Source organism: Paenibacillus antarcticus (genome assembly GCF_001637225.1).
GTDB classification, from domain to species: Bacteria; Bacillota; Bacilli; order Paenibacillales; family Paenibacillaceae; genus Paenibacillus_AQ; species Paenibacillus_AQ antarcticus.
In genome coordinates this window covers 182,701-199,431 of the sequence record NZ_LVJI01000054.1, presented here as the reverse complement: position 1 = coordinate 199,431, position 16,731 = coordinate 182,701, and the positions used below count along the sequence as shown (strand labels likewise).

The 16,731-nt window shown below is 40.0% G+C and carries 13 protein-coding genes and 1 pseudogene; 1 reads left to right on the top strand and 13 read right to left on the bottom strand.

What is annotated here, in order from left to right:
• Positions 1–78: 78 nt before the first annotated feature.
• The 8 genes from PBAT_RS23775 to PBAT_RS23740 form a co-directional block, all read right to left on the bottom strand.
• The gene (locus PBAT_RS23775; RefSeq protein WP_068653134.1) at positions 79–1,827 is read right to left on the bottom strand and encodes a glycoside hydrolase family 35 protein; all 1,749 of its coding nucleotides are present in this window, start codon (positions 1,825–1,827) and stop codon (positions 79–81) included.
• Between the two features lie 32 nt (positions 1,828–1,859).
• Positions 1,860–3,527, bottom strand: coding sequence for a DUF4091 domain-containing protein (locus tag PBAT_RS23770; protein WP_149466332.1), 1,668 nt, complete (start codon positions 3,525–3,527; stop codon positions 1,860–1,862).
• On the bottom strand, positions 3,528–4,805 hold the full coding sequence (locus PBAT_RS23765) for a Gfo/Idh/MocA family protein (RefSeq protein WP_068653133.1): 1,278 nt from the start codon (positions 4,803–4,805) through the stop codon (positions 3,528–3,530).
• A 29-nt stretch (positions 4,806–4,834) separates the two neighbouring features.
• A complete protein-coding gene (locus PBAT_RS23760) occupies positions 4,835–5,725 on the bottom strand; it encodes a carbohydrate ABC transporter permease (protein WP_068653132.1) in 891 nt (296 codons plus the stop codon).
• Positions 5,726–5,742: 17 nt separating this feature from the next.
• Positions 5,743–6,633, bottom strand: coding sequence for an ABC transporter permease (locus PBAT_RS23755; RefSeq protein WP_068595064.1), 891 nt, complete (start codon positions 6,631–6,633; stop codon positions 5,743–5,745).
• Between the two features lie 84 nt (positions 6,634–6,717).
• On the bottom strand, positions 6,718–8,436 hold the full coding sequence (locus PBAT_RS23750) for an extracellular solute-binding protein (protein WP_068653131.1): 1,719 nt from the start codon (positions 8,434–8,436) through the stop codon (positions 6,718–6,720).
• 128 nt (positions 8,437–8,564) lie between these two features.
• Positions 8,565–9,884 (bottom strand): response regulator transcription factor, encoded by a 1,320-nt coding sequence (locus PBAT_RS23745; RefSeq protein ID WP_068653130.1) that lies wholly within the window; start codon positions 9,882–9,884, stop codon positions 8,565–8,567.
• A 3-nt stretch (positions 9,885–9,887) separates the two neighbouring features.
• Positions 9,888–11,639, bottom strand: a complete 1,752-nt coding sequence (locus PBAT_RS23740; RefSeq protein ID WP_068653129.1) for a sensor histidine kinase — start codon at positions 11,637–11,639, stop codon at positions 9,888–9,890.
• A gap of 334 nt (positions 11,640–11,973) precedes the next feature.
• Between PBAT_RS23740 and PBAT_RS23735 the strand changes: the two genes are divergently transcribed.
• On the top strand, positions 11,974–12,324 hold the full coding sequence (locus tag PBAT_RS23735) for a hypothetical protein (RefSeq protein ID WP_068653128.1): 351 nt from the start codon (positions 11,974–11,976) through the stop codon (positions 12,322–12,324).
• Between the two features lie 120 nt (positions 12,325–12,444).
• Here PBAT_RS23735 and PBAT_RS23730 read toward each other — a convergent pair whose 3' ends face one another.
• The 5 genes and pseudogenes from PBAT_RS23730 to PBAT_RS23715 form a co-directional block, all read right to left on the bottom strand.
• Positions 12,445–13,932 carry a DHA2 family efflux MFS transporter permease subunit gene (locus PBAT_RS23730; RefSeq protein ID WP_068653127.1) on the bottom strand — a complete coding sequence of 496 codons (1,488 nt, stop codon included), beginning with the start codon at positions 13,930–13,932 and terminating at the stop codon, positions 12,445–12,447.
• A gap of 73 nt (positions 13,933–14,005) precedes the next feature.
• Complete coding sequence (locus PBAT_RS23725) at positions 14,006–14,425, bottom strand: MarR family winged helix-turn-helix transcriptional regulator (RefSeq protein WP_068653126.1); 420 nt, start codon at positions 14,423–14,425, stop codon at positions 14,006–14,008.
• Between the two features lie 220 nt (positions 14,426–14,645).
• Positions 14,646–14,879 carry a DoxX family protein gene (locus tag PBAT_RS23720; protein WP_068653125.1) on the bottom strand — a complete coding sequence of 78 codons (234 nt, stop codon included), beginning with the start codon at positions 14,877–14,879 and terminating at the stop codon, positions 14,646–14,648.
• Positions 14,864–15,001 carry a hypothetical protein gene (locus PBAT_RS25460; RefSeq protein ID WP_157091349.1) on the bottom strand — a complete coding sequence of 46 codons (138 nt, stop codon included), beginning with the start codon at positions 14,999–15,001 and terminating at the stop codon, positions 14,864–14,866. The genes PBAT_RS23720 and PBAT_RS25460 overlap by 16 nt, the downstream gene beginning before the upstream one ends.
• A 43-nt stretch (positions 15,002–15,044) precedes the next feature.
• Positions 15,045–16,410, bottom strand: a pseudogene (locus PBAT_RS23715) (DHA2 family efflux MFS transporter permease subunit).
• Between the last annotated feature and the right edge of the window lie 321 nt (positions 16,411–16,731).

Here is a 16,731-nt window from a genome sequence, read left to right as displayed (position 1 = left end):
GGCCAACTACCCCAATGTAGTTGGCCTTTCTTACTGATTAAATTGAAATATAACATTAAAACAGGCTAGATTCCCAATTTATATTTTAGCTTGAGCGAAGAAAGTTACTGTACTATTCGTCTCTCCATGCAATTCAAATATCACAATCTCATTATCTCCATGCTTCAATAATGGACCTGGCACATACAACGTCTTCTGAGGTCCAACATTCCAATAGCGTCCTAGATTAAATCCGTTAATGAAAACAACACCTTTGGACCAACCTTCCAGACTAAGGAACGTGTCTCCAATTTGATCAACCATCCAGTTCCCACGGAAAAAGCTCGGTTGTGTATGCTGAGATAACGATTCAAAGGCAAGACCAGATAAATCAGTTAATGGAAGTGTATATGTCGTCCAATTCGACAAGAACTGTCGTCCATAACGCACACCTTCGGTAATCCCTTTGTTGTCTTTTAGATAGGGACCATAATTGACACGACCTAAATTCTCCACCAATATGCTAACCTGCACCCCATCCGCTGGGACATCGAACGCTAACTGTGCAGCACTCGAATCACTACGATCAAGAACCCCAGCCAGTTGTCCATCAAGATACACAAGTGCGCGATCATGCAAGTCCTGAATGTAGAACTCTTCTTTCGGGCGAGGACCAGAAATGAATGTACTATAGTGGATGAACCCGTAATCCTGCCCCAATTTCTCCATCGTTTCTGGATACGCTGAATGTATTGGTGTTGAAATACGATCCAGATTCGCAATTAATGGCGCCTGCTCGGTCATAACGACTCGTCCATAAGCTTTCTTCGGAATAGGTGCTGGTAGTTCACAAGCTTCGAGTTCTACATATTTCGAAATCACTTCACGTACGGCATAATATTTCTCCGTTGGATCACCGGATTCATTCAAGAGCGCATCATAGTCATAACTCGTAACCGTAGGTTCATAACTATCCTCTGTATGACCGTTCGCCCCATTGTAGAAGCCAAAATTCGTTCCGCCATGGAACATATAGAAATTCACGGATGCATTCAGACGAAGCATCTCATCTAGTACATTAACGACAGTTGTAGTAGGTTGCGTATGATGTTCCTCCATCCAATGGTCAAACCAACCGTTCCAGAATTCCATACACATGATAGGTGCATCTGGTTGATATTCTCTTAGCTTATCGAATGCTTGCTTTGCCCCGGAACCGAAGTTAACGGTCGCCAGAACACCATCGATCATGCCACCTTGCAGCATTGAATCTTCAGGACCATCAGAAGTGAACAAGAGCACATCCATCCCACGGCTTATCATGGCCTCTTTCAAATAATTCAAGTACTCTTTATCGTTGCCATAGCTACCATACTCATTCTCAATCTGTAGTCCAATAATCGGCCCACCATTCGTACGTAACAATGGCTTTAATAGAGGTAGCAACTTATCATAATAATCATCAACGTGATCCAAGAACGGCTTATGGTAGCACCTTAGTCGCATATCTGAGTCAGCCAGAAGCCAGGACGGTAATCCGCCGAATTCCCATTCCGCACAAATATAAGGGGACGGCCGAACAAAGACTTTCAATTCAAGTTCTCCGGCTAACTCAATGAACCGAACAAGATTCGCCATGCCATCAAAATTAAATTCCCCTTTCTTCGGCTCGTGAAGATTCCAAGGGACATAGGTTTCAATCGTATTTAATCCACAAGCCTTTAATTTCAACAGTCTATCTTGCCAATACTCCGGTACAATTCGAAAATAATGGATCGCTCCTGAAAGAATCTGAATAGGTTGATCCTTGTCATAAAAAGATGATCCTGAATAATGAAATGTAGACATGCTTCCCCTCCTACCATCAATGATTTACATGTTTAAGCATAGTGACGGATTATTGCTTGATTGATCCGATCTCTTGTCGCTAACAACCAATCCCCGCCGCCCCGCGGATATTCCGTGAACGTTAATGGCTCTGCTAGACTCTCTTCCAAGATCACTAGCGTCTGCTCTTTACCAATTTTCTGTTCAAGTAGCTGCAGTGCACGCATGTCTTGCAACCCTTCATACAGCACTTCCAGTCGGATTGACTCAATCGGACCTTCCTTGCCTGGATAGACCAAGTAAGCATCCCCTGAAGGAAATGCATGCATCGCATCCGTCGTCCGATATGGATCTAACTGCTGATGAACCGAATTTTGTGAATACCAGAAGTTATAGCCCCAATGTAGAAATCCTTGTAACCCGAACTTATACAGTTGAAATCCAATAACCCGGTTTCTGGCTGAAGGCATATTGAAGAAGCGGTTCGATACTTGCTCACCCTGAGCGCAGCAATAATACGTCCATAGATCTGGCACTTGATGTTCAAGGAACGGTTCAATATGGTTATTCCCTGGAATCGGCCTCTTTACTAGTCCTTCCTTATACAAGCCCAGATCTGACAACGCATCCATTATCGGATAATCGGATAAATGTTTATGAATCATATAACTCGCAGCGCGGTATGATTCCATATGCTCACGATCGGGCTCATCCGAAATATGGAACCAGCTTTGCTGATCTAGTCCATGGTCATTTAAATATTGTTTAAGTCGTGGCAGAAATTGATCCAAGAAACTTATATAGTCTTCTGAGGATGCGTCAGTCTCCCATCCGAACAGTTGCTGCTCCTTACCCTGTTTGAGTCCCATGACCTTCGGTGCATGTTTCGCTCCCCATTGGGTAAATAAGTGAGAGAATTCAAAGTATTTAAAGCCAACCTTTCTCCCCATTTCCACCCAACGTGTAAGACGAACAAATCCAAATGTATACGTACCATCAGCCTCCACTGCCACATCAACGAGTTGAACCGTAGGCCGTTCCCCTCCAATGGCTGTATCTAGCGGTGGTGTAAATAATGGCGTAAGTAACATGTTCATACCATGCTTTACCATGGAATCTGCATACCGCTCTAGAAGTCCCCAGTGAGCTTCACTAAATATTTCAACGCCATACTGTGTCGCAATACAATCCACATGGAACCATTCCGTATGAATGAGCTGTTGAGGAGGTAGTAAGACAGGGATGACGTTAAGTTCGAACGCATCCGTTAATGCTAATACATTCCCTTCATCAGATCGAAATGTGATTTGAAAAAGATGAGTTCCTGCAGGAACCGACGAGTCCAATTCAATGCTTACCCAGATCGAACGCCATTGGTCAGGGATAGAAGAAATGGCTTGTTGATCAAGGTCATATAATGGATCTGGATATAGTCCCGGTGCGGTACGTAATACGTCATCATCATGGATATGGAAACAAGGCATTTCTGAAGGAACCAATCCAACAGATCTTATAAGTACCCTATCTGCAAGAGAAGAGTTAACATCGATGCTTATATTTTTCAAAAGTGAGTCGGACGTGTAAGCAACCTGAAATGAATAGGTTTCTCCCCACAGAGCGCATGCACTACTAAAGGGCGCATCTATCGGTCTCTCATCGGCAAATACCTTGGTTAGCGAGCTTAGTAACATGGTTTGCAACTGTGCTTGATTATTTATCATTTAGAGCACTTCCTCGATAGCGCATACATATTGCGCAAAATCTTTCAGTCGAACACTGTTACCATCCATTCTTGACTGCTCGGAGGCAAACGCCATGAGGTGACTTTGAATCGATTGTTCCGCGGAAGTAATCCCATGACTTTTACCATCCTCCCGAACAAGCCTTAGGAAATCCTTCATTAACCCCATATCACCACCGCCATGTCCGACATGGCCTCCCTTATCCTCAAAGGATATTCGCTCAACCTTACCGCTCCCGAAATGAAGAATCTCAATTTCATTCTTCTCCATTGCGCCACGGATTTCACCTTTTGTTCCCATAAGTTTCATCGTCCTGCTAACATCTCTAGTAAATGCACTCATCGTAAACGCTGCGGTGACAGAATTTGCAAATTCTAAATTCACAACTTGATGATCCACAACGTCGTTATCACAATGATAGACGCATCTACCGTAAGGTCCTTCCTTCAATGCCTGATAACGGGCACGATAACTCATATCATCACTAATGGCCGACGTAGGCCAATTCGTATCTTCGGTTAAATATAGATTAGGCGCATAATATAGGCATTCATCAGCGACAGGGCAACCATCTAGACAGCGTAGAGGTGCTCCTTCAGGTGCTTGATCGGCAGTGAAATGAGCGAGAGATCCAAAGGAAGATACTTGAACGCATTCAGAATCTGCCAACCACAGGAGAATATCGAGATCATGACCTGACTTCGCCAAAATCATCGGACTAGAATCTTCTTTTCTGCTCCAATTACCTCTAACGAAACTATGTGCTTGATGCCAGTAACCCACATTCTCATTGTGCTGGATCGACATCAATTGACCAATGGCACCCTGATTAAGTAATTCTTTAATAGTAGAAAAGAATTGGGTGTAACGTAACACATGACAAATGGAGAATACGCGATTGACCTGGGAAGCCATTTCGCCCATCAAGATACATTCTTTAGGATCAGGGGACATCGGCTTTTCGAGCAGCACATGATAGCCTGCCTGAAGCGCTTTCATCGTTGGTTCGAAATGCTGTTTATCTTGAGTACATATAAGTACCGCATCAGCGAGTTTTGGAAGCATGAAGAATTCATCCCAACTCTCAAAACACATGTCATCTGCAATGTCATGCCTTGCTTTCAAATTCTCTCTTCGTTCCTTTATCGGTTCAGCTACAGCTATGACCTCAAGTTCATGAGGATGCTGAAGAGCATATTCTAAATAATTGATTCCTCGTAGCCCCGCACCGATTAACGCCACTGTAATTTTCTTCATAAATTCTCATTCTCTCCTCTGCTTAGCATCTACTCTTTAACACTTCCGACTATGATTCCTTTAACAAAATATTTCTGTAAGAATGGATAGACGATCATAATGGGCAAAGCGCCCATGAAAATTTGAGCTGTCTTGAGTGTCTTCTCGCTCAGGTTCTCCATCGCTTTAATCTGCTCTATCGAAATAGATGACATCTGAGCATTCATAGACATTATTAATGTTGATAGATACGTCTGCAGTGGGTACTTATCCGGTGAATTCAAGTAAAGAATTCCGTCAAACCAAGCGTTCCAATGCCCCACAATCGTGAATAAGCCAATGGTAGCAATCGAGGGTAACGATACTGGTAAGTAAATTTTCCATAGTATTGTCCAATGGCCCGCTCCGTCAATCGTAGCTGCCTCATCCAATTCTTTGGGAATGGATCTGAAAAAGTTCAACAGTAAGACCATATTCCATACATTTAATGCGCCTGGCAAGATCAACGACAAAATGGAATCTATCAACCCTGTATTTTTCACTACGATATAGGTAGGAATTAATCCACCACCGAAAAACATGGTGATTGCAAAGAACCATACATATAGCGTTCTAAATTTAAACCGATCATTCGTTTTGGATAATGGGTATGCTGTAATGAAAACAAGGAATAAATTCACAATTGTACCCAGAACCACTCGCTTTACTGAAACCCATAAGGATCGAAAGAACTCTACCTTTTCTCCTAAATACACATAGGCATCGAAGGTGAATCCAACGGGCCAGAGTCTTACTTCTCCAGCACTCGCTGCTGTATTCGAGCTAAGTGATATGGAGAGTAAATGAATGAACGGAATGATACTGAGTATAGTGATACCCGCTAACAACAATGTATTGAATACGATAAATAACTTTCTGCTGATTGATTGTTTATGTCTCATTGCACTACCTCCAACCCCTAGAATATTCGATAGCCATTGTATTTGTAAGCAGCATAGTAGGTCGACGATACCAAGACTAATGAGATCACTGATTTAAAGAGACCGACAGCTGCAGCAGGTCCGAACTGTTGGCTAAACATACCTAATCGATACACGAACGTATCAATCACATCTGCCCCTTCATACACTGTTGGGTTATACATGATCAAGATTTGCTCAAAGCCTGCGTTGAGAATGCTACCTAAGCTCAATACAGCGAGTAAAATCAAGATCGGGGCCATACTTGGAAGCGTAATGTGAACCATTTGCTTCCACCTTCCAGCTCCATCTATCTCTGCCGCCTCATAGAGCGTGGAATTAATACCAATGATGACCGCAAGCATGACGATCATATTGTAGCCCATCCCTTTCCAGACATCTGATCCAATAATAATTCCCCTGAACCATTGATTATCCAACATAAACATAATGGGTTTGAATCCAATATTCGTTAACAAACCATTCACAGCACCATTCAACGAGAACAACTCAATGATGATACCTCCAAGAACAGTCCATGATAGAAAGAATGGTAAGAAAACAGCGGATTGAATAATACGTGAGAACCATTGCTTAGTTACCTCATTTAGCAATAGAGCAAGAACAAGAGGGACGATCAGAAATAACACCATTTTGATGACTGAGATGATAACTGTATTCCAGAGGACTTGACCGAAATCCGGTAATTGAAATACGTAACGAAAGTTATCCAACCCTACAAATTTCGATTTAAAAAATCCAGATAACGGCTCGAATTGTTGAAAAGCCATCACAAGACCTGCCATAGGGCCATATGCATAAATCAATGTAACGATAACACCAGGTATTAACATCAGATGTAGCAGATACTCTTTTTTCAGCGTTCTCATAGAGACCCACCCTTCCTACTCATTTAAAACGGGAGGTGATACCGACTTCTCGACTCATCTCTCCCGCTTTGTAAGCTTATGTTGTTATTTCGCTTCCTTCGTATACCATTCATTTACCTCTTGCGTAATTTGATCTCCACCTAACGATTTCCAACTTGCAACGAACTTATCGAATTCATCTAGAGGAGCACCCATGATGATTTTGGTGAATGATTCTTGCATTAATTTATCAAGTTGAGTACCCTTGTCTACTTGGGATGCCGTAGGTATACCATAGAATTCATTGTTCACAAATGCTTTGTTCTCTTTAAGCTGCCGCGTCATTCCCCAACCACCATCTTTGGCAGCACGACTAAAGTACTGCCCCCAATTGACACCTTTGCTTGCATTAGACGTATCACCTGCAAGGTAATCAGTTGTTGCTTTGAAAACATCTGCTGTATCCTTGTAATTTCCATCATCTAATGTAATTTCTTGTTGCTTCGCTTCAAGAGCCTTGTTCACTTCTGTATAGATGGTATCAATCTGAGCAGGATCGGTGATCCGCGGATTAAACCAGTTATATACATAACCGTTTGCAGACTGATTCTTATCTCTATATTGTTTTTTGCCCATTTCGATGTAGAAGTTGATCAATTTAATAGCTGCCTCTGGATTCTTAGACTTCTTGTTTACCGCGAACAGCTTACCGATGCGGATCTTAGAAACAAGCGTCTTTCCGGGTCCTTCCATTCCTGGAATCTGAACTGCGATCCAATTCGCCTTCGGATCTTTATCCATATTTAAGTTAAGTGGCCAGTTCGGATACCACCATTCTCCGTAAGATATACCCACTTTACCTGCCGTGATATCTTCTACTGACTTATTCTCATCCTTGAGAGCGAACTCTTTATCAAGGATTCCATTCTGATACCAAGATTGCAGCTTACCTAGAGCATTCTTCACTTCAGGTTGAATAAGACCCGGTATTAACTTCCCTTCGGTATCTTTAATCCAAGCGGATTGAGCATCACCCATGGAAGGGTAGGCACCAAATCCATTAAAGAATCCTCTCAGATCAAATCCCCAGAAAAACAAGCTCTTTTGCGCGGCGATTCCATAGGTGTCATCCTTACCATTCTGGTCTGGGTCGTTTTTAACAAATGCTTCTGCAACTTTTTCTAGTTCATCCATGGTCTTCGGGGCTTGTAAATTTAGGTTATCAAGCCAATCTTTCCGAATCCAGAGTAATTGTGCGGATAAGAAAGGATCCTCGAAAGAAGGAATAGCTAATTGCTTGCCTTCAGATTCAAATGTTTTCATGGCGAATCCATCGTCAGACTCCATATATTCTTTCAAAACAGGTGATCCGTATTGCTTATAGGCATCCGTCAAATCAGCAAGCATATCTTGACTTTTAAGTTTCTCGAAATTCTTCGGATCAAGCTCAAGAATATCCGGTAGATCTCCAGATGCCATAGCAAGTGCAAATTTTTGATCATATTGACTAGACGGTACCGTCCACTTATATTTCACTTCGATGTTCATCATTTCTTTCAAATCTTTGAAGTAAGCATTCTCTTCTGGTTTAATGCCTTTGGGAGTTCGCGAATCTTCTGGCGCATTATAGCCGAGTACTTCGGTTACTGTTACGAGTTTAGGATATTTCCCTAGTGGGTCTGGCGGTGCGAGATTATCCGTCGCTTCCCCATTGGTCGAGGATGTTGCATTAGATGCGTCATCACCTTGATTCGAACATGCTGTAAATACTGAAAGTACCATCGTGACAAGTAATATCATTTTCCATGGTTTGATCCTTTTCATGTTGAATACGCTCCCCTTTGTTATCTGTAATCGTATGAACTTATCTGCTTATTTCCATCTTAAGATAATAAGAAAGCGCTATCAATTTAGAAGTTTTTACATCACTTGCAATTTGTTTACCTATTCAACTATTTAGAGTTTCGATATTCCTGCGGAGATATTCCCATCTTTTTTTTGAAGAAGGTCGTAAAATAGGAATGCGAATCAAACCCAACCCGAATGGCGATTTCATTCAACTTCAAGGTTGTATTCTCCATCAAGTGAAGTGCTCCATCTAGCTTCTTTGTTTGAATATATTCTAATAAATTATGGCCTGTTGTCTGTTTATAATAGCGTGACAAGTACGAAGGATTGAAATGCACTTCCTCCGCAATGGCAGTAAGGGATACATCGCCTGATATGTTCTTGTCTATGAAACGTTGAATTTGATCGATGACTAATGCCTTCATATCATCCTGCTGTGCCCGTCCACCTTCGTAAAAAGCTTCTTCATCCTTGTTTGTCTTATCGATATCTACAATAATCATATTCTGACCTAATGAAACTCTATTTTCGACCAATGCATGTAGCGATTTGTACTGATGTCTAATGGTGTCCCAATGATTCATTAGGTTTCTTGAAATGCCAAAAGACACAGAAACCCTTAGAAGCTCTTCGCATTCATTCTGTACAAGTTCCAAGATCCCCCTCATATAGACGACTATGCCACGGCCTTCTGGAAACCGACTCCTCAATTCCTCACCCGGTTGAAGTAGCCACACAAGCACATCATCAGGATAGATTACTTTTTCACATACGATTGAGGGAGGTAAGTAATTGTCAAATATCCGTTGAACGGTCTGAAGATTAATCTTAGAGTTATGTCCCTCTAGCCTGTCCACTTGTCCAATAAGAAAGAATGCAGGTTGATCGATGGATATCCTAATATCCACTTTCTCATAGCGGGGTTCACACCTTAAGGAGATCATAGATTCCCCGTTAAACACTTTTTCTAACATTTCATTTTTAAGGAAGGGTTCAGCAATCTGGAACTGCATTTGTACCCTTTCCTGTTGTCTTCTAAGGTTATTCTCCTCTTCTAGTTTACTAATCGCTACTTTTACCGCTTGAAAAATAGGTTCTATACCTTCGGTCTTGAGGATGTAATTATCCACTTTTTTACGTAACGCTTCATATACGTATTCAAATTCACTATAGCCTGTTAGAAATATAATTCGGCATAAAGGCCAATAGTAGGCAATTTCATCTACAAGTTGAAGACCATTCTTCTGCGGCATGCGAATATCACAGACTAAGATGTCCAGCTTTGTTGTCATGGCTATAGCAAGCGCTTCTTTCGATGAATATGCTTTACATATATCCAGTTCAAATTCCGTATTTTCTTGAAAAAGCTGAACTAAGCCGTTTACAATGACAGGTTCATCATCTACAATCATCAGTCTATACATGTGTTATGCCTCCTCATTCTCATTCATAATCACAAGCTCAACCCTTAACCCGCCATATTGGCTACGGGACACAAATATGCCACTTCCGGATCTATACTTTAATTTCAATCTATTATTAACGTTTATCAAACCTGTCTTCTCCATTTGTTTTGAATCCATTGCAAGTTTCTCTTGTAAAATTTCTATGTCTTTATCTGCAACAAGATTGCCGTTATCCTCCACTGTAATCCGTACCGCCTCTGGTTGATAATGCGTGCTGCTGATATACACTACGCCATCCATAGAATCATCTTCAAAGGCATGCTCAAACACATTTTCAACAATCGGTTGGATGATAAGACGCGGCACGGAGATGGTATTCGATACATCCGTAATTTCATCGTATTCAAATCGAATGCGATTCGAGAAACGAATACACTGAATCTCGCAATAATCTAGGGCATGGCGATACTCTTTATACAGAGGCACCTCATCCGATCCACTCCTCGTTATGTACTGGTAGTAACTCCCTAGCTTCTGTGAAAGCTCAGCAGCACTCTCTGAATCCCCAACTTTACACATCATATAAATATTAAAGAAGCTATTATAGAGGAAATGGGGGTTGATTTGTGACTGTAATTGCTTCAATTGGGAGTGCTGTAAAGCAATTTCCTGCTCGTAATTCACCTCGATGGATCGCTTCAATTTGGAAGCCATCCGGTTAAAACTATGGAATAAATAGTGAAACTCATCCTTGGTCTTAGACTCTATCACGATATTGAGGTTATTGGTTTCTATCATACGAAATGCCTTTACTAACTTGGATAGAGGTCTATGAATCATGAGACTGAGCGAAAACGAATAGAGTACCATAACTACAATGGCTATGCCAAATAAAGTGTAAAACCACGTTATGAACTGACTTAACGGACGTGTAATTTCACGCTGATTCACATACATAATGAGCGATAAATCCAAGGAACCAACATCATTCTCCATGATAAAATAACTTGTTCCTTTTACTTTTTTACTGACCGGACTGATCGAATCACGAACACTCTGACTCTGATCGTCAATAAGGTGTAAAATTGCTGCAGATTCTTGATTATCCATTGTTGTAGACATTATAGAACCCAAGTCTCTATTTCCGAGCAATACTTCCGATTCCTGATATAACGTAGAGATTTGGTTTAGAGCTTCTAATAACTTTGATTTAGATATTTCTATATATGAGATTGTTCCACCGTTATTCTCAGTCTCTATGAAGAAAATTCGATCTCCCTCCCTGTAGAATGAAGGTTTCGGCATTGTTCTCATCATGGAAGAAATAATCCTGAATTCCTCATTGGGCGTATTAGTGACTCCCTTCATACTGGAGATTGTTTTCCCTACAGCGCTTACATATACTCCAGCATTGATTACATACTCGCTAGAGATCAGAAGCGTAGTCAATCGATCTCTGACTTGATCAATTAAGGCCACTTTTTCATAATTCTCTAACATACTGCCTCTAAAGCTAAGTTTCTGTAAATCCTTATCACTTAGAAATTGCAATTGAAGATTACGGATGAAATACATTTCTTTATCTAGCTGCTTGGAATAAAAGGAGGCTCCTGCTAGAGATGAATCCAAAATCGCATTTTTAGTCAATGACATGCCCTTGTAATTCACCCAAATGTTCATCGAAATGAGCGGAATAAGAAATGCTATAAATACGATCACTATTTTTTTGTACACGAACCCTTTGGACGTTTTTCTCGCAGTAAATAGTTTCATGCTTCCCTCCATGTTGGTTTCAAGGTCTCCGATATTTCTTCAAGTATAGTTAGTAACAAAAAAAAGAACCACCCTTTTTGGTAGATTCCTTTGTAGATTTAGCGTACTCGCTCAATAAGAATAGGTACACTCATTGAGCCGAAGACAATATCACTAAGTTAAATATACTCTCCGCTCAAGAATCCCTATAAATATATTTTTATTAAATATATTGCAATAATAGTAATAAATGGTATATTTGTTTTAGGGAAATCTTGCACTTAACAGTTGCTGGCCAGCATTGATGTGCACATACTAAATTCCCATACTATTGAATACGAGAGGATGTATTAAATTGAAAAAAAGAGCGTTATCTCTTCTGGTTATGATCTTACTTGTATTCACTGTCGTTCCTTTAGCTTCTGCTGCTTCAACTTCTGATGTATCTATTCAAATTACTGGGCAAGGAACTTTATCCTTCTCAGGTAACTTAACTGGTGGAAATCCTGGTGTCTACGGACCCGAAGGAACATTCAAAGTTACAAATTCGAGTGGACAAGTTGTTTTCACTGAGTATCGTGCTAGCAGTATCTCTCCTGGTTATTTTTCATTCAAAGTATCTAATTTGCCTTATGATACTTATACCGTTAATGGGAAAGCTGCTACGCCTAATACCCAAATTAACTTCTATCAACCTTCATTTTAATCCTTTGATAGGATCTAATACAGGGATATGAAATAAATAGGCATCTTACGCGCATATTATTGCGCATAAGATGCCTATTTATTGTTGTTATACATTGATACCTGAGTGATCAAGTTCGTATTAGATAGATTTAACTGTCTCCACTGCTTGTATTCTCTTCTTTTTCTTATCAATCGCAACTGCCAATACGATCATACTGATAAGCCCAATAATAGCAAATATAGTAGCCGTTACGAATGACATATTAATACCATGCACCAATCCGTTCCCAGAAATTTCTCTAAATTGCTCAGATGCTGGATCTACTGGTCCAGCTTTCGCCACTTCTGTTGTTATAAACAGCTTAGTTTGTGTTGCCATAATCGTTGTCATAACAGCTGTTCCTATCGCACCGGAAATGGATTGAAGCGTATTCTGCATAGCTGTACCGTGACCTTGCAACACAGGACGTAAAGAATTTAATCCCGCAGTCATGAGTGGCATTGTTAAGAACGTAACACCAAACGAACGTACCATATAAATAACAATCATCAATACCACTCCGGTGGTGTAGGAAAGATTCGTGTACATTGCCGTTGTGATAACGAGAATTGTTACACCAGTAATCCCAATCCATTTCATACCGTGCTTATCAAAAAGTCTACCCGCAATCGGTGACATGATGGCCATGACAATACTACCCGGCAAGAGGAATAATCCTGATTCTAGCGCTGACATTCCCCGACTACTTTGTAAATACGTAGGTAATAGAATCATAGCTGAGTATATGACACCATTCACGAAGAAACTAATAACAATCGATAATGTGTATTCTAATGATTTGAAAATCCTTAAATCAATCAATGGTTCTTCTATCTTGAGTTGTCGTATAACGAAAAGTACGAGTGAAATCAACCCTACTACGATAGAACCCAATACAGGAATACTTCCCCACCCTAGTTTCCCTGCTACGCCAAACCCATATAGTATTCCACCAAAACCAATTGTGGAAGTAATCACACTCAGAATATCAAGCTTCGCTTGTATCGGTTCAGAAACATTTTTCAGTATAAAGAAAGAAACGATAAGTGCCACTAGCGAAAATGGTAACACTGCAAAAAATACATACCGCCACGATAATTGTGTGATTAGTAATCCTGATAACGTTGGACCCACTGCTGGTGCAAACATGATTGCTACACCGACAATCCCCATGGCAGCTCCGCGCTTCTCAATTGGAAAGAGGCGAAACACGACGTTAATTAATAAAGGCATTACAATACCTGCTCCAATGGCTTGCACGACTCGACCTAATAATAGCATCGTAAAGTTGGGTGTAGCCCCGCAGATAATTGTACCGATTGAGAACGTAATCATAGATGTAAAGAATAGCTGACGTGTCGTAAACCGTGCCATTAGAAATGCTGTTACTGGGATGAACACACCGCTTACGAGCATATATAGTGTAATTAGCCATTGTGATGTTGATGTCTCTACACCGAACTCCTTCGATAATGTAGGTAATGCAACATTAAGTACCGTTTGATTTAGAATTGCGGCAATCGCACCTATTAAAAGTACGGTTAAGATGGGCCCTGTTCTAGGCGTGCCCGATTTTTGATCCGACATATTTCTTTCCTCACCTCTCTTTTGGTATGTAATATAAATTAATTATTAGCATGCTAACTATTATATTAAAAAATCAAACGTTCAAATTATCAATCATTTGATTTAGAAGTCGTCTTAGTAAGAGTAGTTCCTCTGGGTATATGCCATGTAGTAGCTTCTCTTGATGTTTACGCCATATCTCCTGTAGAGGTTGTTCAAGTGCCCGGCCTGCTTCCGTTAGATAGACCCGACTTATACGAGCGTCATTAACATCCTGCAATCGAGTCACTAGACCATACTCTACTAATTTCTTTAACATATTACTTAATGTAGGTGGTTCACAGCCCATTCTCTCGCTTAACTGTGACTGAGCAAGCCCATCTTCCATCCATAAATGATATAGCGCATGCTCTTGTCCGACGTGGATATGAAGATCCAAGAGTGCATCCGAATAATTTTTTCTCGACTTCGCGCTTAACTTACCTAATAAAAGGCGAATATCCTCTTCGATCATCTACAGTACCCCTTCTTTAAACACTTAGTGTGCTAATGATATCTCAAATTTTAAGTATATGTCAACTTTTTCACAAAGTGTTCATCAAGAAAGCGCGTACATGATCTGTTAATACTTCCACAAGTAGAAATAGAATCTCAAATGAACTTTTAGTTTCAAATATATTAAAAACCCACTAATTTTCTACGTGTAGTAGAAAATTAGTGGGTTAGTTGTCATTTTACAATACTTGTAGAATCCATTCTAATGTTAATGATATCGCCCGCAAGGCAATAATTAATGGTGGTAACACTTTTTTGAATGCATCCTTAATCATCAAGTGAACTCCGGTAGCCCCAAGCATTGTCGATCCTATAATCAGCCCTCCTATCGCCACAAACGTATCATCAAAGAATCCGATAACTAGAGCAATAGCCCCAAGAATTTCAACCAAACCTGTCACAATCCGTAGCATTGAGGTAAATTAATTTCTTTAAAAATCTCCACTTGCTGTTTGCCACCAAGTAACTTAGACGTACCTGCTGCTAGAAACATTACAATAAAAAGACACTGTATGACAATCAATACGAGATTCAATTTAAATTTCTCCTTTTGATGACTAATAAACAAACATGTTCTTTTATTTTCTTTTCCCTATCAAGAAAAATGTTGTTATAAACACGATAACAGCCAATATAGAAGTCACTAGAAATGCATCTTGCATTCCCATTATACTTGCTAATTTCATACCCTCTGATTCTGAGAATGAACTTGATAATTCAGGTAAATAGTTCTTTGTTTGTGTAGACATAATGGTAGTTAATAACGCAGTACCAATTGAACCAGAAACCATCCGTGCGGTATTGGCTGCAGCTGCACCATGTCTGCTCAGCGAATGTGGCAGTTGATTTAATCCATGTGTCATGACGGTCATCATTATAAATGAGATACCCAACATAAATGAAGAGTACAACACAGAAATATACAGTAAGCTAGAATCTAAACTTAATGAAGTATATAACCAAGATGCTACAACAAGAATGGACATTCCTGTAAAAGCTAATGGACGTATGCCATAACGATCTAAAATGATACCAGTAACAGGTGACATGATTCCCATTAGGATTGCACCAGGTAATAGCATTAAGCCTGTTTGAAATGAAGACTGACCTAATATGTTCTGAATATAGACAGGCGTTAAGAGTTCCACACTATACATAGCAAGTGCGACAAAAGCGCCAATGGCTATCGTGATAGAGAACTGCTTATTCTTAAAGACAGATAAGTTAACCATCGGTTGTTCAGCGACTAACTCTCGCCATATAAATAAGCTGATAAACACTACACCAATAATGATCGTAGTGATTACTTGTGTAGCACCCCACCCTAAACTTCCAGCTGTCGAGAATCCATATAGTAATGATCCTAATCCGATCGTCGATGTTATAACACCTAACGTATCAAATTTAGGATTACTTCTCTCAGTCACATTGCGCAAGAAGAAATAAGCTAAAATGATGTTTGAAAGCCCAATTGGAATGACAATATAAAATAACACTCTCCAAGAGTAGTTCTGTATGACCCATCCGGATAATGTAGGGCCAATCGCTGGAGCACATGTCATGGCAATTCCAACCATACCCATAGCCTTCCCTCTCTTCTCAGCAGGAAACAAACTGAAAATAACGGTTTGTACAAGTGGCAGCAGCTGCTTGAAGTAATCGACCTATTAACAGAAAGGAAAAACTTGGTGCAGTCGCACATACGATCGTACCGATTGTAAATAGTCCAATGGCACTTATAAATAATTGCCTTGTAGAGAATTTCCCTATGAGATATGCCGTAATCGGAATCACAATACCATTCACCATGATAAATCCTGTACTTAACCACTGGACAGTGCTCACATCTAAATTAAATACCTTACTTAATTCAGGGATAGCAACATTCAATAGCGTTTGATTCAACAACGCTGAGAAAGAGCCAAGAATTAATATGGCTAACATTAAAAATTTTGCCTTACTATTCATATGAAGTGGATTTGCTTTACTAATAACTGCTTCTATGATCATCATCTCTCTGTCCTATTAATTTGGAATGAATATGATTTGACTTGTTAGAGATTGTGTCCGGACATCCCCTAAATCAAATATCATTGCAAAACAACTAATATAATAGCTTTTTATTAGCTAATATCAATATTTATATTACACTTAGTTGCGTAAGCAACTAATAATACAATATAATCCCTTATGTATCAAGCCCATCATTTCATTTGTTTAAATGCAGAACTATCGTTTACAATGAGAATAGAAGAATTAAGAGTG

Bases quoted from the DNA above. Each gene is read 5' to 3' on its own strand.
- PBAT_RS23720 (WP_068653125.1), bottom strand. From the start codon at position 14,879: ATGCTACGGATTGTGACAGGTTTGGTTGAAATTCTTGGGGCTATTGCT.
- PBAT_RS23740 (WP_068653129.1), bottom strand. From the start codon at position 11,639: ATGAAACTATTTACTGCGAGAAAAACGTCCAAAGGGTTCGTGTACAAA.
- PBAT_RS23775 (WP_068653134.1), bottom strand. From the start codon at position 1,827: ATGTCTACATTTCATTATTCAGGATCATCTTTTTATGACAAGGATCAA.
- PBAT_RS23745 (WP_068653130.1), bottom strand. From the start codon at position 9,884: ATGTATAGACTGATGATTGTAGATGATGAACCTGTCATTGTAAACGGC.
- PBAT_RS23755 (WP_068595064.1), bottom strand. From the start codon at position 6,633: ATGAGAACGCTGAAAAAAGAGTATCTGCTACATCTGATGTTAATACCT.
- PBAT_RS23750 (WP_068653131.1), bottom strand. From the start codon at position 8,436: ATGAAAAGGATCAAACCATGGAAAATGATATTACTTGTCACGATGGTA.
- PBAT_RS23760 (WP_068653132.1), bottom strand. From the start codon at position 5,725: ATGAGACATAAACAATCAATCAGCAGAAAGTTATTTATCGTATTCAAT.
- PBAT_RS23765 (WP_068653133.1), bottom strand. From the start codon at position 4,805: ATGAAGAAAATTACAGTGGCGTTAATCGGTGCGGGGCTACGAGGAATC.
- PBAT_RS23725 (WP_068653126.1), bottom strand. From the start codon at position 14,425: ATGATCGAAGAGGATATTCGCCTTTTATTAGGTAAGTTAAGCGCGAAG.
- PBAT_RS23770 (WP_149466332.1), bottom strand. From the start codon at position 3,527: ATGATAAATAATCAAGCACAGTTGCAAACCATGTTACTAAGCTCGCTA.
- PBAT_RS23730 (WP_068653127.1), bottom strand. From the start codon at position 13,932: ATGTCGGATCAAAAATCGGGCACGCCTAGAACAGGGCCCATCTTAACC.